Genomic DNA, 18,131 nt, shown 5'->3' on the forward strand with positions numbered 1-18,131 from the left:
GTCCGAGGGTCCGAAGCAGCAGATGCCGGCGCGCCGCAAGGCGCGCAAGCGGGCGTTGGACGTGCTCTTCGAGGCCGACCTGCGTGATCGCCCACCGGTCGAGGTGCTGGCGGGCTACGTTGAGCGGATCGAGAAGCCGCGTCCCGAACACCTGGGGTACGCGGTCGGTCTGGTCGAGGGGGTGGCCGGGCACCTGGACCGGATCGATGAGCTGATCTCCAGCTACGCCGAGGGCTGGACGTTGGACCGGATGCCGGTGGTCGACCGCAACCTGGCCCGGATCGCGGTCTACGAGCTGCTGTATCTCGACGAGATCGACGACGCGGTGGCGATCAGCGAGGCGGTGGAGTTGGCCCGGCAGATGTCGACCGACGACTCGCCCCGCTTCCTCAACGGTCTGCTCGGCAGGATCGCCGAGTACGCCACCCGCTGAGGCGTACGCCACCTGCGGTGACGTGACGAAGGGCCCGTGCCGGACGGCACGGGCCCTTTCGTCGGTTCGTACTCAGGAGGCGAAGAACGCCCGGGGATCGGCGACCAGCACGCCGTGCTCGGTCAGCCGCTCGATCAGGCCGGACGGCGAGGCGTCGTAGACGATGGCGAGGGCGCGCAGGTCGTCGGCGCGGATGGACAGCACCCGGCCGTTGTAGTCACCGCGCTGCTGCTGGATGGCGCGTGCGTAGCGGGCCACGTAGGCGAGATCCTCGCTGGCCTCGTCGTAGAGGCGCTCCAGGTCCAGAACGATCTTGCTGGTGGGTTCGTGCCGCACCCCACTGCCGTCGGGCAGCAACTCCGAGACCGGTACGCGGTAGAACTCGGCCAGCTCGGCCAGTCGGGACACCGTGACGGCCCGGTCGCCGCGCTCGTACGAGCCGACGACTACCGCCTTCCAACGCCCGTTCGACTTCTCCTCCACTCCCTGCAGGGACAGACCCTGCTGCTGGCGGATGGAGCGCAGGCGGGCGCCCAGAGACTTGGCGTATTCAGAGGGCATTCGGACACTCCAGTGCTGCTCGGGTTCTCCCAGCGATCGCTACGGAGCGTGACGGTACGGGGATTCGTACACGTGGTCAAGTGGTCGTGACCTTCCCGTTGAACACCCCGGGTGAGTTGTCCCGTTTCGCCAGACTGATTCGCCAGTCAGTAAATGCCGACCGGTCACGCCGTCGTGCCTGGTGCCCGCGCGTAGCGGCGGCGACGACCACTGGTAACGTTGCCGACGCCCCTCCGCCGGCCCGGTCCAGCCGGCCGGGAGGATCCGACGTCCTTTAACGACCCGTCCCGTGAGGCGGGGAAGGAGGTCCGCCGTGGCCTACCCAACGGCTGCCCAGTCGCCACCGCCGCGACAACCCTCGGTGAAGGTGATTTTGACCAGCGCCGACGTGCAACGCGTCGTCGACCGCATCGCTCACCAGATCCTCGAGAAGACCCAGGGCGCGGCCGACACCGTGTTGCTCGGCGTCCCCACCCGGGGCGCCCCCCTGGCCGGTCGCCTCGCCGCCCGGATCAGCGCCTTCGAGGGCATCTCCGTGCCGGTCGGCGTGCTCGACATCACCCTCTACCGCGACGACCTGCGCCGGCACGCCACCCGGGCGGTCGGCCCCACCCAGCTCCCGCCCGGTGGCATCGACGGCATGCGGGTGATCCTCGTCGACGACGTCCTCTTCTCTGGCCGGACCGTCCGGGCCGCCCTCGACGCGCTCGGTGACCTGGGACGTCCCGCCATGGTGCAGCTTGCCGTGCTGGTGGACCGGGGGCACCGACAGCTACCCATCCGGGCCGACTACGTCGGCAAGAACATCCCGACCGCGCTGGCCGAGAACGTCAAGGTGACGCTGGCCGAGACCGACGGCGTGGACGAGGTCCGGCTCTACGGCGAGGAGCCCGCCCGGTGAGCGCGAGGAGTGGGGCGCGGCTTTGCCCCGCGGTCGCCGACGAAAGGCAGGCATCATGATCAGGCATCTGCTCTCCGGCGCCGACCTTGACGCCGACACCGCCACCCAGATCCTGGACACCGCCGCCGAGATGGCCGCCGTGGCCGGACGCGAGGTCAAGAAGCTGCCGGCGCTGCGCGGCCGGACCGTGGTCAACCTCTTCTACGAGGATTCGACCCGTACCCGGATCTCGTTCGAGGCGGCCGCCAAGCGACTCAGCGCCGATGTGATCAACTTTTCGGCGAAGGGTTCCAGCGTCGCCAAGGGCGAGAGCCTGAAGGACACCGCGTTGACCCTGCAGGCGATGGGCGCCGACGCGGTGGTGGTCCGCCATCCCGCCTCGGGCGCCCCGCACCGCCTCGCCGACTGGGTCGACGGTTCGGTGGTCAACGCGGGCGACGGCACCCACGAGCATCCCACCCAGGCGCTGCTCGACGCGTACACGATGCGGTCCCGGCTGGGACGGCTGGCCGGACTGTCGGTGGCCGTGGTCGGTGACGTGCTGCACTCCCGGGTGGCCCGCTCCAACGTGCTGCTGCTGTCCACCCTCGGCGCCAAGGTGACGCTGGTCGGGCCGCCGACGCTCATCCCGGTCGACATCGCCGCCGCCCTCGCGCCCGGCACCGACGTCTGCTACGACCTCGACGCGGTGCTGCCGTCGTCGGACGTGGTGATGATGCTGCGGGTGCAGCGGGAGCGGATGAACGACTCCTACTTCCCGTCCGCCCGCGAGTACGCCCGCCGCTACGGCCTGGACGGTCCCCGGATGAATCGGCTGCCGGAGCACGCCATCGTCATGCACCCCGGCCCGATGAACCGGGGCATGGAGATCACACCGGAGGTCGCGGACTCGTCCCGCTCCACCATCGTCGAACAGGTCGCCAACGGTGTCTCCGTCCGGATGGCCGTCCTCTACCTGCTGCTCGGGGGGAACAACCGGTGAACTCGTACCTGCTCAAGAACGTCAGCGTCCTCGGCGCCGCACCGACCGACCTGCTGATCCGCGACGGCGTCGTCGCGGAGACCGGCACCGGGCTGTCCGCGCCGGACGCCACGGTGGTCGACGCCGCCGGGCTGGTCGCCCTGCCCGGCCTGGTCGACCTGCACACCCATCTGCGTGAGCCCGGCCGGGAGGACGCCGAGACGGTGGAGACCGGTTCCCGCTCGGCGGCGCTCGGCGGTTACACCGCGGTCTGCGCGATGGCGAACACCTCGCCGGTGGCCGACACCGCCGGGGTGGTGGAGCAGGTGTGGCGGCTCGGCCGCGAGGCCGGGCTGGTCGACGTGCAACCCATCGGCGCGGTCACCGTCGGCCTGGCCGGCGAACGCCTGGCCGAACTCGGCGCGATGGCCGACTCGGCGGCCCGGGTGCGGATCTTCTCCGACGACGGGCACTGCGTCGCCGACCCCCGGCTGATGCGCCGGGCGCTGGAGTACGTGAAGGCCTTCGACGGGATCATCGCCCAGCACGCGGAGGAGCCCCGGCTCACCGAGGGGGCCCAGATGCACGAAGGTGAGGTCTCCACCCGGCTGGGCCTCACCGGGTGGCCGGCGGTGGCCGAGGAGGCGATCATCGCGCGGGACGTGCTGCTGGCCGAGCACGTCGGCAGCCGACTGCACGTCTGTCACGTCTCCACCGCCGGCAGCGTCGAGGTGCTGCGCCACGCCAAGGCCCGGGGGGTACGCGTCACCGCCGAGGTGACCCCGCACCACCTGCTGCTCACCGACGCGCGGGCCGAGACCTACGACCCGGTCTTCAAGGTCAACCCGCCGCTGCGTACCGCCACCGACATCGCCGCGCTGCGGGCCGCGCTGGTCGACGGGGTGATCGACATCATCGCCACCGACCACGCCCCACACGCGGTGGAGGACAAGGAGTGCGAGTGGGCGTACGCCCGGCCGGGCATGCTCGGGCTGGAGACGGCGCTGTCCATCGCGCTCGACGTGCTGGGGCCGGAGTGGGACCTGATCGCCGACCGGATGTCGCGTACGCCGGCCCGGATCGCCGGACTGACCGAACACGGCCACGACCCGGCCCCCGGAGCGCCGGCCAACCTGACCCTGGTCGACCCGGCGGCCCGCCGGGTGATCGAACCTGCGGAGCTGGCCAGCCGTAGCCGCAACACACCGTACGCCCGGATGACGCTGCCGGGTCGCATCGTGGCGACCTTCCTGCGTGGCGAGGCGACGGTTCTGGACGGAAAGGCTGTCCGGTGAGCGCGAGGAACGCAGCGAAGCGGAGTACCGCAGCCGCGAACGAAAGGCGGGCACAGTGAAGCGCAGGTCGGCGATCCTGGTCCTTGAGGACGGGCGCACCTTCCACGGCGAGGCGTACGGCAGCGTCGGGGAGACCTTCGGCGAGGCGGTCTTCAACACCGGGATGACCGGTTACCAGGAGACCCTCACCGACCCGTCGTACCACCGCCAGGTGGTGGTGCAGACCGCCCCGCACATCGGCAACACCGGCGTCAACACCGACGACGACGAGTCGCGTCGGATCTGGGTGGCGGGTTACGTGGTGCGTGATCCGGCCCGGGTCAGCTCCAACTGGCGGGCCACCGGCGGACTGGAGGACCGGCTGGCCACCGAGGGAGTAGTCGGCATCAGCGGCGTGGACACCCGGGCACTGACCCGCCACCTGCGTGAACGCGGCGCGATGCGGGTGGGTGTCTCCAGTGTCGAGGACGACCCCCGGGCCCTGCTCGAACGGGTCCGCCAGTCGCCGCAGATGGTCGGCGCGAACCTCTCCGACGAGGTGACCACCCCGACCCCGTACGTGGTCGACGCCGAGGGCGAGCACCGGTTCACGGTGGCCGCGCTGGACCTGGGCATCAAGCGCAACGTGCCGCGTCGGCTCGCCGCGCGGGGTGTCACCACCCACGTGCTGCCGGCCGGTTCGACCATCGAGGATCTGCTGGCCACCGGTGCTGACGCGGTCTTCTTCTCGCCGGGCCCCGGCGATCCGGCGACCGCCGACAACGCGGTCGCGTTGGCCCGGGAGGTGCTGCGCCGCGAGATGCCGCTGTTCGGCATCTGCTTCGGCAGCCAGATCCTCGGCCGGGCGCTCGGCTTCGGCACCTACAAGCTCGGCTACGGCCACCGGGGCATCAACCAGCCGGTGCTGGACCGGGTCACCGGCAAGGTCGAGGTGACCAGCCACAACCACGGCTTCGCGGTGGAGGTGCCCGGGGTGCGGCCGGGCGCGGTGGTGCCGAACCAGGTGATCGACACCGAGTTCGGTGGCGTCGAGGTGTCGCACGTCTGCCTCAATGACAACGTGGTCGAGGGGCTGCGGGCGCGTGACGTGCCCGCTTTCACCGTCCAGTACCACCCGGAGGCGGCGGCCGGCCCGCACGACGCGGACTATCTCTTCGACCGCTTCGCCGAGCTGATCGACGGCCGGGCTCTCAGTGGGGGGCGTACCAATGCCTAAGCGGACCGATCTCAAGCACATCCTGGTGATCGGGTCGGGACCGATCGTCATCGGACAGGCCTGCGAGTTCGACTACTCCGGCACCCAGGCGTGCCGGGTGCTGCGGGCCGAGGGGATCAGGGTCAGCCTGGTCAACTCCAACCCGGCGACGATCATGACCGATCCGGAGTTCGCCGACGCCACCTACGTCGAGCCGATCACCCCCGAGTTCGTCGAGCTGGTGATCGCCAAGGAGCGTCCCGACGCGGTGCTGCCCACCCTGGGCGGTCAGACCGCGCTGAACACCGCGGTGGCGTTGCACGATTCCGGGGTGCTGGAGAAGTACGGCGTCGAGCTGATCGGCGCCGACATCGAGGCGATCCGGCGCGGCGAGGACCGGCAGCTGTTCAAGGAGATCGTGGCGAAGGCCGGCGTACGCCTCGGGGTGGCCGACCCGTCGGCGCTGGTGCCACGGTCGCGGGTCTGCCACTCGATGGACGAGGTCCGGGAGACGGTGGCCGAGCTGGGCCTGCCGGTGGTGATCCGGCCGTCGTTCACCATGGGTGGCCTCGGCTCGGGTATGGCGCACACCGACGCCGACCTGGAGCGCATCGCGGGGGCCGGGCTGGCCGCCAGCCCGGTGCACGAGGTGCTCATCGAGGAGAGCGTGCTCGGCTGGAAGGAGTACGAACTCGAACTGATGCGGGACCGCCACGACAACGTGGTGGTGGTCTGCTCGATCGAGAACATCGACCCGATGGGCGTGCACACCGGCGACAGCGTGACCGTGGCGCCGGCCATGACCCTGACCGACCGGGAGTACCAGCACCTGCGCGACCTGGGTATCGCGGTGCTGCGCGAGGTCGGCGTGGACACCGGTGGCTGCAACATCCAGTTCGCGGTGAACCCGGCCGACGGCCGCATCGTCGTCATCGAGATGAACCCCCGGGTCTCCCGCTCCTCGGCGTTGGCCTCGAAGGCGACCGGTTTCCCGATCGCGAAGATCGCCGCCAAGCTGGCCATCGGCTACACCCTCGACGAGATCCCCAACGACATCACCCTCAAGACGCCGGCCGCGTTCGAGCCGACGCTGGACTACGTGGTGGTGAAGATCCCCCGGTTCGCGTTCGAGAAGTTCCCCGGCGCGGACCGGGAGCTGACCACCACGATGAAGTCGGTCGGCGAGGCGATGAGCCTGGGACGTAACTTCACCGAGGCGTTGAACAAGGCGATGCGCTCGATGGAGACCAAGGAAGCCGGTTTCTGGACGGTGCCCGACCCGGCCGGGGCCACCCGGGAGAACACCCTCGCGGCCCTGGGCACGCCGCACGACGGGCGGCTCTACACGGTGGAACGGGCGCTGCGGCTGGGCGCCTCGATCGCCGAGGTCAGCGCCGCCTCCGGCGGTATCGACCCGTGGTTCCTGGACCAGATCGCGGCTCTGGTCGAGTTGCGGGCCGAGATCGTGGCGGCCCCGGTGCTGGACGCGGCGCTGCTGCGCCGGGCCAAGCGGGCCGGCCTGTCCGACGGCCAGCTGGCCGCGCTCCGGCCCGAGCTGGCCGCCGAGGACGGGGTGCGTACGCTGCGGCACCGCCTCGGCATCCGGCCGGTCTACAAGACGGTGGACACCTGCGCCGCCGAGTTCGAGGCCACCACCCCGTACCACTACTCCTCCTACGACGCCGAGACCGAGGTGGCCGGTTCGGCGCGGCCGAAGGTCATGATCCTCGGCTCGGGACCGAACCGGATCGGGCAGGGCATCGAGTTCGACTACTCCTGCGTGCACGCGGTCATGGCGCTGCGGAACGCGCCGTCCGGGTCGGCCGCCGACGCCGAGCGGGCCGGCTACGAGACCGTCATGGTCAACTGCAACCCGGAGACGGTCTCCACCGACTACGACACCGCCGACCGGCTCTACTTCGAGCCGCTGACCTTCGAGGACGTGCTGGAGGTCTGGCACGCGGAGGACTCCTCCGGCCGGGCGGCCGGCGGGCCGGGCGTGGTCGGTGTGATCGTGCAGTTGGGCGGTCAGACCCCGCTCGGGTTGGCCCAACGGCTCAAGGACGCCGGTGTGCCGGTGGTGGGTACCTCCCCGGAGTCGATCCACCTGGCCGAGGAGCGGGGCGCCTTCGGGTCGCTGCTGGCCCGGGCCGGTCTGCGCGCTCCGGCGCACGGCACCGCCACCTCGTACGAGGAGGCGAAGCAGATCGCCGACGACATCGGTTACCCGGTGCTGGTCCGACCGTCGTACGTGCTGGGTGGGCGCGGCATGGAGATCGTCTACGACGACGCCACGCTGCATGACTACATCGGCCGCGCCACCGACATCTCGCCGCACCATCCGGTGCTCGTCGACCGGTTCCTCGACGACGCCATCGAGATCGACGTGGACGCGCTCTGTGACGCCGACGGCGAGGTCTACCTCGGCGGGATCATGGAGCACATCGAGGAGGCGGGTATCCACTCCGGCGACTCCTCCTGCGCGCTGCCCTCGATCACCCTGGCCAGTTCGCACGTCGCCCAGGTGCGGCGGTACACCGAGGCGATCGCCCGGGGCATCGGGGTACGCGGACTGCTCAACGTCCAGTACGCGTTGAAGGACGACGCGCTGTACGTGCTGGAGGCCAACCCGCGCGCCTCGCGTACCGTGCCGTTCGTCTCCAAGGCCACGGCGGTGCCGCTGGCGAAGGCGGCGGCCCGGATCGCCCTGGGCGCGACCCTGGCGGAGCTGCGCGCCGAGGGCATGTTGCCGGCGACCGGGGACGGCGGCTCGCTGCCGCCGCACGCCCCGATCGCGGTGAAGGAGGCGGTGCTGCCGTTCAAGCGGTTCCGCACGCCGGCCGGTAAGGGAGTGGACTCACTGCTCGGCCCGGAGATGAAGTCGACCGGCGAGGTGATGGGGATCGACACCGGCTTCGGGCACGCCTTCGCCAAGTCGCAGTCGGCGGCGTACGGCTCACTGCCGACCGAGGGCAAGATCTTCGTCTCGGTGGCCAACCGGGACAAGCGCGGCATGATCTTCCCGATCAAGCGGCTCGCCGACCTCGGCTTCGACATCGTCGCGACCAGCGGTACCGCCGAGGTGCTCCGCCGTCACGGCATCGCCTGCGAGCAGGTCCCGAAGCACTACGAGGCCGGTGCCGAGGACGACGCGGTGTCGCTGATCCTCGGTGGTCATGTCGCCCTGGTGGTGAACACGCCGCAGGGTTCGGGTGCCAGCGCCCGCTCGGACGGTTACGAGATCCGCAGCGCGGCGGTCACCGCCGACATCCCGTGCATCACCACCGTTCCCGGCGCTGCCGCCGCCGTCATGGGCATCGAGGCACGCATCCGTGGTGACATGCAGGTACGCCCCCTGCAAGACCTGCACGCACTCCTGCGGCCCGCCCAGTGACCCCCCAGGCTCTCGTCGATCAAGAAGTTCTGGTCCTCCGGAGGCGCTCGGTGGGACGAAAACTTCTTGATCGACGCGCGGCGGTGCGGGGAGGGACGGCGTGATCTTCGAGAGGACGGTGCGGCGGGGGCTGTTCCGGGTCGGTGGCGGTGACGCCGAGGCGGCGCACGAGTTCACCCTGCGGCGGCTGGCGGAGCTGTCTCGGATGCCGGTCGCACTGGCGGCGCTGCGCGCCCGGTACGCCGTGTCGGCCCCGCGCACGGTGTTCGGGGTGCGGTTCCCGAACCCGGTCGGACTGGCCGCAGGCATGGACAAGGACGGGGTGGCGCTGCCGGCCTGGCCGGCGTTGGGCTTCGGGTTCGTCGAGGTCGGCACGGTGACCGCGCGCCCGCAGCCGGGCAATCCCCGGCCCCGGCTGTTCCGGCTGGCCGACAGCGAAGCCGTGATCAACAGGATGGGCTTCAACAACGCCGGGGCGCAGGCGTTGGCGAACCGGCTGGCGGCGTTGCCGAGACCGCTCGGCGTACCCCTGGGAATCTCGCTGGGCAAGTCGAAGGTGACGGCCCTGGAGGACGCGGTGGCGGACTACCGCGAGTCGTACCACGCGTTGCGTGAGCACGGTGACTACTTTGCGGTCAACGTCTCCTCACCGAACACCCCCGGACTGCGCGCGTTGCAGGACCGGGAGCACCTGGACGCGCTGCTGGCGGCGTTGGTGGGGGAGAAGCCGGTGCTGGTGAAGATCGCCCCCGATCTCACCGAGCCGGCCATCGCCGAGTTGCTGGAGGTGTGCCTGGCCCGGGGCGCCGCCGGGGTGATCGCCACGAACACGACCCTCGCCCGGGACGGGTTGGCCCCGGCCGACCGGGCACGCGCGGCCGAGGCGGGCGGACTGTCCGGTCGGCCGCTGGCCGATCGGGCGCGGCAGGTGGTCTCCTTCGTCCACACCGAGACGGGCGGGCGGCTGCCGGTCATCGGCGTGGGCGGCATCGTCGATCCCGACGACGCGACCCGGATGTTCGACGCCGGTGCCAGCCTGGTGCAGCTCTACACCGGGTTCATCTACCGGGGCCCGGCGCTGCCCCGTGCCGTCGCCCGTGCGGCGGCGGGTGCGGCACGCCCGACGACGACCGGAGCCTGACGACCACGACCCACCCGACTCACCACCCGCTTCGGCTCTGCTTCACCGGACGCACGGGTTCGACACCGAGACCGTCGCCTGGGTTGAAGCAGAGCCTCGGGCGCAAGGAGGACCGATGACCCCGGAGGAGGTTCTCGCCGCCGACGCGGCGCACGTCTGGCATCCGTACGCGGCGTTGCCGCCCGCGGTGGCGCCCTACCTGGTGGAGAGCGCCGAGGGGGTACGGCTGCGGCTGGCCGACGGCCGGGAGTTGGTCGACGGGATGTCCTCCTGGTGGGCGGCGATCCACGGTTACCGGCATCCGGTGCTGGACGCGGCGGTGACCGGGCAGCTGGGGCGGATGAGCCACGTCATGTTCGGTGGCCTCACCCACGCCCCGGCCGTGGAGCTGGCCCGCACCCTGGTCGAGATCACCCCCGACGGCCTGGAGCACGTGTTCCTGGCCGACTCGGGGTCGGTCAGCGTCGAGGTCGCGGTGAAGATGGCCCTGCAGTACCAGCGGGGCGTCGGTCGGCCGCAGCGGCACCGGTTGGGCACCTGGCGGGGCGGATACCACGGTGACACCTTCCATCCGATGAGCGTGTGCGACCCCGAGGGCGGGATGCACCACCTCTGGACGGACGTGTTGCCGCGACAGGTCTTCGCCCCGGCGCCGCCCGGCGGCTTCGACGATCCGCCGGACCCGGCGTACGAGGCGGCACTGACCGACGCGGTCGAGCGGCACGCCCACGAACTGGCCGCGGTGATCGTGGAGCCGGTGGTGCAGGGGGCCGGCGGGATGCGTTTCCACCACCCCCACTACCTGCGGGTGCTGCGCGAGGTGACCCGCGCGCACGGCGTGCTGCTGATCTTCGACGAGATCGCGACGGGATTCGGCCGCACCGGGACGATGTTCGCCGCCGAGCACGCCGGGGTGACCCCGGACGTGCTCTGTGTCGGCAAGGCGCTCACCGGGGGCTACCTCACCCTGGCGGCGGCTCTCTGCACGCCGGAGGTCGCGTGGGGCATCCAGGCCGGCGGCGTCCTCGCGCACGGTCCGACGTTCATGGGTAACCCACTGGCCTGCGCGGTCGCCAACGCGTCGCTGAGCCTGCTGCGGGCCGGTGACTGGGCCGGGGAGGTGGCCCGGCTCGAACGCGGTCTGCGGTCCGGACTGGAGCCGCTGCGCGGTGCGTCGGGGGTGGCGGACGTGCGGGTGCTCGGCGGCATCGGGGTGGTCCAACTGGACCACGAGGTGGACCTCGGTGCGGCCACGGCGGCGGCGGTGGCGCGGGGGGTGTGGCTGCGCCCGTTCCGGGATCTGGTCTACACGATGCCGCCGTACGTCATCACGGACGCCGACTTGGCACTCGTGGTGTCGGGTATCGCGGCAGCGGTCGCGGCGGGCTGAGTAGGCGAATGTCGACGCCCGGACCGATTTGAGTAGGCGTGGTCGGCAGGCGTCGCTAAATGGAGTAGCTCGGCAACCAGCCTGACTGCGGATGGTGAGTAGGCGGCGGACGGTGGAAGCCGGAAACCGTCGGAGGACGAGAGGAAGGCGACTGCCTTATGGAGAGCTTCGGCGCCCGACTGCACCGGGCCGTGGCGGACCGTGGTCCGCTGTGCGTGGGTATCGACCCGCATCCGGAACTGCTGGCCCGGTGGGGTCTCGACGACGATGTGAGGGGTCTGGACCGCTTCGCCGGTACGGTCGTCGACGCCCTCGGTGACCGGGTTGCGGTGGTGAAGCCGCAGTCGGCGTTCTTCGAGCGATTCGGTTCTCAAGGGGTGGCGGTCCTTGAGTCAACTATCCGACAGTTGCGAAATCTCGGCTCGATCGTTCTGCTCGACGTCAAGCGCGGCGACATCGGTTCGACGGTTCGCGCGTACGCGTCGGCATACCTTGATCCATTCAGTCCCATGTATGTCGATGCGCTGACGGCGAGCCCTTTCCTGGGGGTCGGATCGCTGGCACCCATGTTCGAATTGGCCGCCGAGCACGGCGGTGGCGTGTTCGTCCTGGCGCGCACCTCCAACCCCGAGGGCGCGGCGGTGCAGCAGGCTCGGGCCGCCGACGGACGCACCGTCGCGCAGACGGTTCTCGATGAGATTTCGCAGCTCAACGCGGGTGCGGAGCCGCTCGGAAGCATCGGTGCGGTGGTCGGGGCGACGGTCGGCGAGACGGGCTGCGACCTGTCGCGGGTGAACGGACCGCTGCTCGCACCGGGGCTCGGAGCGCAGGGCGCGTCGGCGGCGGATCTGCGGACCGTCTTCGGTTCCGCGCTGCCCGCAGTGCTGCCCGCGTACTCCCGCGAGGTGCTGGGCGCGGGGCCCGATTCGGAGGCGTTGCGGGCCGCCGCGGACCGGCTTTTGGCCGAGTGTCGAGGGGTTCTGGAGATGTCGTGACTGACTGATGGGTCGGTCACTCTGAGGTGATCATCGCGCGCCCACGTTGCCGAAAGCTCCGTTGACCGCTAGTTTTCCCCGCGCTGGGAACCCCTTGGTTCACAGCGACACCACGTTTCACAGATGCGGCGGCGCGTCCCGCCCGTCGCGATAGGGACCTGAGGAGAACTGGTGCCGCTCCCGTCACTGACCCCCGAGCAGCGCGCAGCCGCGCTGGAGAAGGCTGCGGAGATCCGCAAAGCCCGTGCCGAGCTGAAGGAGCAGCTCAAGCAGGGCAAGACCACCCTCGGAGCCGTTCTTGCGCGGGCCGAGTCCGACGATGTCGTCGGCAAGCTCAAGGTTTCGGCCGTGCTGCAGGCCATGCCGGGCATCGGCAAGATCCGGGCTACTCAGATCATGGAGAAGCTCAAGATCGCCGATAGCCGTCGGCTGCGTGGCCTCGGCGAGCAGCAGCGCAAGGCGCTGCTCGGGGAGTTCGCCGCCAACTGAGCGCGACTGCGTGTAGAAACAAGCAGTGAGCTTGGATGACGAGGCGCGCCCGGCGGCTCGGCTCACTGTCCTGGCCGGCCCATCCGGCGCCGGCAGGGAGAGTGTCGTCGAGCTGCTCCGGGCGCGTTCTCCGTCAGTGTGGACGCCGATCACGGTCACCACCCGGCCTCGCCGGGGCAGCGAACTGGACGGCGTCCACCGGCACTTCGTGACGGCGGAGGAGTTCGACCGCCGGCTCGCCGCAGGCGAACTGCTGGAGTGGAGCCGGTTCGGCGCGTACCGGCGCGGCACGGAGATCGCCCCCCTGCGCCGCCGGCTCGCCGCCGGGCAGCCGGTGTTGCTCTCGCTGGACCTCGACGGCGCGCTGCTGGTGCGAGCCGGATGGCCGCGAGCCCGACTGGTCCTGCTCCATCCCCCCGGCCGAGCGCCCGGTCCGCCCGTCGTGGCAGCGTTCGACCTCAGTGTGTCGCACGACCGGATCGAGCGGGTCGTGGACGAACTGGTAGGATTCATCGGTTCTTCATTCCTGGCTCCGGCCCGGCCGCGTCCGCGCGGTTGAGCGCCGGCGCCGCGCTCACGCGCGGTCCGTGCGACAGACGCAGAGGTTTTATCCGTGGGATCCATCGCCAACCCCGAAGGCATCACCAACCCGCCGATCGACGAGCTCCTGGAGAAGACGACGTCGAAGTACGCGCTGGTCATCTTCGCGGCCAAGCGCGCCCGCCAGGTCAACGCCTACTACAGCCAGCTCGGTGAGGGCCTGCTGGAGTACGTCGGCCCGCTGGTCGAGACCACTCCCCAGGAGAAGCCGCTCTCCATCGCGATGCGCGAGATCAACGCGGGCCTGCTCACCGCTGAGCCGACCGACCAGCCGTAACCCCCGCGCGTCGATGAGCGCCCGGGTCGTCCTCGGCGTCGGTGGCGGGATCGCCGCCTACAAGGCCTGCGAGTTGCTGCGCCTGTTCACCGAGTCGGGCCACCAGGTGCGGGTGGTGCCGACCGCAGCCGCGTTGCGTTTCGTCGGCGCGCCGACCTGGGCGGCCCTGTCCGGCCAGCCGGTCGCCGAGGACGTCTGGTCCGACGTGCACGAGGTGCCGCACGTGCGACTCGGTCAGCAGGCCGACCTGGTGGTGGTCGCGCCCACCACCGCCGACCTGCTGGCCCGAGCCGCGCACGGCCTCGCTGATGATCTACTCAGTAACACGCTGCTGACCGCGCGCTGCCCGGTGCTGCTGGCGCCGGCCATGCACACCGAGATGTGGGAGCACCCGGCGACCGTCGCCAACGTCGCCACGCTGCGGGCCCGAGGGGTACGGGTCATCGAGCCGGCGGTGGGTCGCCTCACCGGCGTCGACACCGGCAAGGGGCGGCTGCCCGAGCCGGCCGAGATCTTCGCCGTCGCCCGCCGCATCCTGGCCCGTGGCGCCGACGCGCCGGCCGACCTGACCGGCCGCCGGGTGGTGGTCACCGCCGGCGGCACCCGGGAACCGCTGGACCCGGTGCGCTTCCTGGGCAACCGCTCCTCCGGCAAGCAGGGCTACGCCTTCGCCCGTGCCGCGCTCGCCCGTGGCGCGCGGGTAACGCTGATCTCGGCCAACGTCTCGCTGCCCGACCCGGCCGGCGCGGACCTGGTCCGCGTGGGCACCACCGGGGAGTTGCGCGAGGCCACGCTCAGCGCGGCGGCGGACGCCGACGTGGTGGTGATGGCGGCGGCTCCGGCCGATTTCCGACCGGCGACGTACGCGCCTGGCAAAATCAAGAAGTCGGACGACGGCACCGCACCCACCATCGAACTCGTGACCAACCCGGACATCGCCGCCGAACTGGGGCAGCGTCGTCGACCGGAGCAGGTGCTGGTGGTGTTCGCCGCCGAGACCGACGACGCCGAGGCCAACGGGCGGGCCAAGCTGGCCCGTAAACGGGCCGACCTCATCGTCATCAACGAGGTCGGGCCGGACAAGGTTTTCGGTGCCGACACCAACGCGGCCACGGTCATCAGCGTGGACGGCTCGGTCACCCGGATCCCCGAGCGGTCCAAGGAGGATCTCGCCGACCGGGTGTGGGACCTGGCGGTCGCCCGGCTGGCCGGAGACTCCTCCTGACGGCTGGACCCCGAGACGACCGTCAACGGTGCGGTTGACGGTTGGTGACTACACTGCCGCGGAACGACGTCCAAGACTTAGGAGTACCGTGACACGCCGCCTCTTCACGTCCGAATCGGTCACGGAAGGCCACCCGGACAAGATCGCCGATCAGATCAGCGACGGCATCCTCGATGCCCTGTTGACGCAGGATCCGCACAGCCGGGTGGCTGTGGAGACCCTGATCACCACCGGTCAGGTGCACGTTGCCGGTGAGGTGACAACCAAGGCGTACGCCGACATCCCGACGATCGTGCGGGAGACGATCCTGGGTATCGGGTACGACTCGTCGAAGAAGGGTTTCGACGGGGCGTCGTGTGGCGTGAGCGTCTCGATCGGTGCTCAGTCGCCGGACATCGCGCAGGGCGTGGACAACGCCTTCGAACTGCGTACCGGGGCGTCGGAGAGCGCATTGGACGCGCAGGGCGCCGGTGACCAGGGCATGATGTTCGGCTTCGCCTGCTCCGAGACGCCGGAGCTGATGCCCCTGCCGATCGCGCTCGCGCACCGACTGGCCCGCCGGCTCGCCGCGGTCCGCAAGGACGGCACCGTGCCCTACCTGCGGCCGGACGGCAAGACGCAGGTCACCGTCGAGTACGACGGGCTGCGGCCGGTACGCCTGAACACGGTGGTGGTCTCCAGCCAGCACGCCGCGGACATCTCACTGGAGTCGTTGCTCACCCCGGACGTGCGGGACCACGTCATCGCCCCGGAACTGGAGAGCCTGGGCCTGGACACCGAGGGCTACCGCCTGCTGGTCAACCCGACCGGCCGGTTCGAGATCGGTGGCCCGATGGGCGACGCCGGTCTGACCGGGCGGAAGATCATCGTGGACACCTACGGCGGCTACGCCCGTCACGGCGGCGGGGCGTTCTCCGGCAAGGACCCGTCGAAGGTCGACCGCTCGGCCGCGTACGCGATGCGCTGGGTGGCCAAGAACGTGGTGGCCGCCGGTCTCGCGGAGCGGTGCGAGGTGCAGGTGGCGTACGCCATCGGCAAGGCGCACCCGGTGAGCCTGTTCATCGAGACGTTCGGCACCGAGACGGTGCCGGTGGCCTCGATCGAGAAGGCGGTCAACGAGATCTTCGACCTGCGCCCGGCCGCCATCATCCGGGACCTGGACCTGCTGCGGCCGATCTACGCCCAGACCGCCGCCTATGGCCACTTCGGTCGGGAACTGCCCGACCTGAGGTGGGAGTCGACCGACCGCGCCGCCGACCTCAAGTCGGCCGCGGGAGCCTGACAACCCCCCGGCGTGACGACCGGCGGCCCGCTGACGGGTCGCCGGTCGCCCGTGTCTGCGTCGACGTTCCGCTGGCCCATCTGGACCGCCCCTTCGACTACCTGGTCCCGCAGGCGCTCGCCGCCGACGCCGTGCCCGGCGTCCGGGTGAAGGTGCGGTTCGCCGGCCAACTGGTCGACGGATGGCTGCTGGAGCGGGCCGAGGAATCCGACCATCCCCGGCTCGCGTACCTGGACAAGGTGGTCTCTCCGGTGCCGGTGCTGGCCCCGGAGGTGGCCCGGCTGGCCCGGGTCGTCGCCGACCGGTACGCCGGCAGCCTGGCCGACGTGCTGCGGCTGGCGGTGCCACCCCGGCACGCGCGGGTGGAGAAGGACGTCGTCGGTCGAGCCCCGGCCGACGACCCGGCACCGGCGGCTCCGGCCAGCCCGCCGGTGCCGGAACCCGTCGGCTGGCGTGACTACCCGGCCGGGGTGGCGCTGCTGCGGGCCCTGGCCGACGGGCGTTCCCCCCGGGCGGTGTGGTCGGCGCTGCCGGGGGAGGACTGGGCGGCCCGCTACGCCACCGCCGTCGCGGCCACGGTCGCCTCCGGTCGGGGCGCGCTGGTGGTGGTCGCCGACGGGCGGGACCTGGACCGCCTCGACGCCGCGCTGACCGCACGGCTCGGCGAGGGACGGCATGTCTGCCTGTCGGCCGCGCTCGGCCCGGCGCGGCGCTACCGCGCCTTCCTGGCCGCCCGGCGCGGCGACGCCCCGGTGGTGATCGGCACCCGGGCGGCCATGTTCGCCCCGGTCGACCGGCTCGGCCTGGTGGCCATCTGGGACGACGGTGACGATCTGCACGCCGAGCCGCGAGCCCCCTACCCACACGCCCGCGAGGTGCTGCTCACCCGCGCCCAGTTGGCCGACGCCGCAGCGCTGGTCGGCGGCTACGCCCGGACCGCCGAGGCGCAACTGCTGGTGGAGACCGGCTGGGCCCGTGAGGTGGTCGCCGACCGGGCGGTGCTGCGGGCGCGTACCCCCGCCATCGTGCCGACCGGCGATGACCCGCAACTGGCCCGTGACCCCGGCGCGGCGACCGCCCGGCTGCCGAGTCTGGCCTGGCACGCGGCCCGGGAGGCACTGCGCGCGGACCTGCCGGTCCTGGTCCAGGTGCCCCGACGCGGCTACCTGCCCTCGGTGGCCTGCGCCGAGTGCCGTACCCCGGCCCGCTGTCCGCACTGCGCCGGCCCGCTCGGGTTGCCGTCGGCCGGTGGGACACCGGCGTGCCGCTGGTGCGCCCGGGTCGCCGCCGCGTACGCCTGCCCGCAGTGCGGCCGACGGCGGCTGCGAGCCTCGGTCACCGGTGCCCGGCGGACCGCCGAGGAACTCGGCCGGGCCTTTCCGGGGGTGCCGGTTCGCACCTCCGGGCGGGAGGAGGTGCTCTCCGACGTCCCCGGCGGCGCGGGTCTGGTGGTCGCGACCCCGGGCGCCGAGCCGGTGGCGGCCGGTGGGTACGGCGCGGTGCTGCTGCTGGACACCTGGGCGCTGCTTACCCGGGCGGACCTGCGGGCCGGGGAGGAGGCGTTGCGTCGCTGGACGGCCGCGGCGGCACTGGCCCGGCCGGCGTCCGACGGGGGGCGGGTGGTGGTGGTCGCCGACGGCGCGCTCGCGCCGGTGCAGGCGTTGCTGCGGTGGGACGCCGGCTGGTTCGCGGCCCGGGAACTGGCCGAGCGGCGGGAGCTGGGCTTCCCACCGGCGATGCGGATGGCCAGCGTGACCGGCCCACCGGCGGCGGTGGCCGACCTGTTGGCGCAGGCCCGCCTGCCCGACGGGGCCGAACTGCTCGGTCCGGTGCCGGCCGACGGCGAGCGGGAGCGGATGCTGGTGCGGGTGCCGAGGACGCGGGCCGCCGCCATGGCCGACGCGTTGCACGCGGCGGCCGGGGTGCGTAGCGCCCGCAAGGCGAGCGATCCGGTCCGCCTCCAAGTCGACCCGCTCGCGCTGTTCTAAGCGG

Annotated in this window: 16 protein-coding genes; 15 read left to right on the forward strand and 1 reads right to left on the reverse strand. The window is 71.6% G+C overall.

Annotated features, from left to right (window positions below; genetic code table 11):
- The first annotated feature begins 22 nt into the window (after nt 1-22).
- Nucleotides 23-433, forward strand: coding sequence for a transcription antitermination factor NusB (gene nusB / locus FF096_RS13640; protein ID WP_196222524.1), 411 nt, complete (start codon nt 23-25; stop codon nt 431-433).
- Nucleotides 434-505: 72 nt separating this feature from the next.
- On the opposite strand, the gene FF096_RS13645 is transcribed toward nusB, so the two are convergent.
- Complete coding sequence (locus tag FF096_RS13645) at nt 506-994, reverse strand: transcriptional regulator (protein WP_007458348.1); 489 nt, start codon at nt 992-994, stop codon at nt 506-508.
- A gap of 313 nt (nt 995-1,307) precedes the next feature.
- Between FF096_RS13645 and pyrR the strand changes: the two genes are divergently transcribed.
- From pyrR to FF096_RS13715, 14 genes are all read left to right on the forward strand, one after another.
- Nucleotides 1,308-1,895: a bifunctional pyr operon transcriptional regulator/uracil phosphoribosyltransferase PyrR gene (gene pyrR / locus FF096_RS13650; RefSeq protein WP_309223244.1), complete on the forward strand. Its 588-nt coding sequence runs from the start codon at nt 1,308-1,310 to the stop codon at nt 1,893-1,895.
- A 55-nt stretch (nt 1,896-1,950) separates the two neighbouring features.
- Entirely contained in the window at nt 1,951-2,877 is a 927-nt protein-coding gene (locus FF096_RS13655; RefSeq protein ID WP_155217990.1) for an aspartate carbamoyltransferase catalytic subunit, read from the forward strand.
- Entirely contained in the window at nt 2,874-4,151 is a 1,278-nt protein-coding gene (locus FF096_RS13660) for a dihydroorotase (protein ID WP_309223245.1), read from the forward strand. The genes FF096_RS13655 and FF096_RS13660 overlap by 4 nt, the downstream gene beginning before the upstream one ends.
- A gap of 55 nt (nt 4,152-4,206) precedes the next feature.
- The gene (gene carA / locus FF096_RS13665; RefSeq protein WP_309223246.1) at nt 4,207-5,367 is read left to right on the forward strand and encodes a glutamine-hydrolyzing carbamoyl-phosphate synthase small subunit; all 1,161 of its coding nucleotides are present in this window, start codon (nt 4,207-4,209) and stop codon (nt 5,365-5,367) included.
- Complete coding sequence (gene carB, locus FF096_RS13670) at nt 5,360-8,740, forward strand: carbamoyl-phosphate synthase large subunit (RefSeq protein WP_155217992.1); 3,381 nt, start codon at nt 5,360-5,362, stop codon at nt 8,738-8,740. The genes carA and carB overlap by 8 nt, the downstream gene beginning before the upstream one ends.
- A gap of 100 nt (nt 8,741-8,840) precedes the next feature.
- The gene (locus tag FF096_RS13675; protein ID WP_309223247.1) at nt 8,841-9,881 is read left to right on the forward strand and encodes a quinone-dependent dihydroorotate dehydrogenase; all 1,041 of its coding nucleotides are present in this window, start codon (nt 8,841-8,843) and stop codon (nt 9,879-9,881) included.
- 115 nt (nt 9,882-9,996) lie between these two features.
- Nucleotides 9,997-11,271: an adenosylmethionine--8-amino-7-oxononanoate transaminase gene (locus FF096_RS13680; RefSeq protein WP_155217994.1), complete on the forward strand. Its 1,275-nt coding sequence runs from the start codon at nt 9,997-9,999 to the stop codon at nt 11,269-11,271.
- Between the two features lie 158 nt (nt 11,272-11,429).
- Entirely contained in the window at nt 11,430-12,266 is an 837-nt protein-coding gene (gene pyrF, locus FF096_RS13685) for an orotidine-5'-phosphate decarboxylase (protein WP_155217996.1), read from the forward strand.
- A gap of 171 nt (nt 12,267-12,437) precedes the next feature.
- Entirely contained in the window at nt 12,438-12,755 is a 318-nt protein-coding gene (mihF, locus tag FF096_RS13690; protein ID WP_117229171.1) for an integration host factor, actinobacterial type, read from the forward strand.
- A gap of 25 nt (nt 12,756-12,780) precedes the next feature.
- Nucleotides 12,781-13,314: a guanylate kinase gene (locus FF096_RS13695; RefSeq protein WP_309223248.1), complete on the forward strand. Its 534-nt coding sequence runs from the start codon at nt 12,781-12,783 to the stop codon at nt 13,312-13,314.
- Between the two features lie 54 nt (nt 13,315-13,368).
- Complete coding sequence (gene rpoZ, locus FF096_RS13700; RefSeq protein ID WP_007075826.1) at nt 13,369-13,632, forward strand: DNA-directed RNA polymerase subunit omega; 264 nt, start codon at nt 13,369-13,371, stop codon at nt 13,630-13,632.
- A gap of 13 nt (nt 13,633-13,645) precedes the next feature.
- Nucleotides 13,646-14,857, forward strand: a complete 1,212-nt coding sequence (gene coaBC, locus FF096_RS13705; protein ID WP_155218001.1) for a bifunctional phosphopantothenoylcysteine decarboxylase/phosphopantothenate--cysteine ligase CoaBC — start codon at nt 13,646-13,648, stop codon at nt 14,855-14,857.
- 88 nt (nt 14,858-14,945) lie between these two features.
- On the forward strand, nt 14,946-16,139 hold the full coding sequence (gene metK, locus FF096_RS13710; RefSeq protein WP_309223249.1) for a methionine adenosyltransferase: 1,194 nt from the start codon (nt 14,946-14,948) through the stop codon (nt 16,137-16,139).
- Nucleotides 16,140-16,210: 71 nt separating this feature from the next.
- Nucleotides 16,211-18,127 (forward strand): primosomal protein N', encoded by a 1,917-nt coding sequence (locus FF096_RS13715; RefSeq protein ID WP_230462599.1) that lies wholly within the window; start codon nt 16,211-16,213, stop codon nt 18,125-18,127.
- Nucleotides 18,128-18,131 lie beyond the last annotated feature (4 nt).

The sequence above is a fragment of the Micromonospora sp. CP22 genome (assembly GCF_009712475.1).
In the GTDB taxonomy this organism is placed as follows: Bacteria; Actinomycetota; Actinomycetes; order Mycobacteriales; family Micromonosporaceae; genus Micromonospora.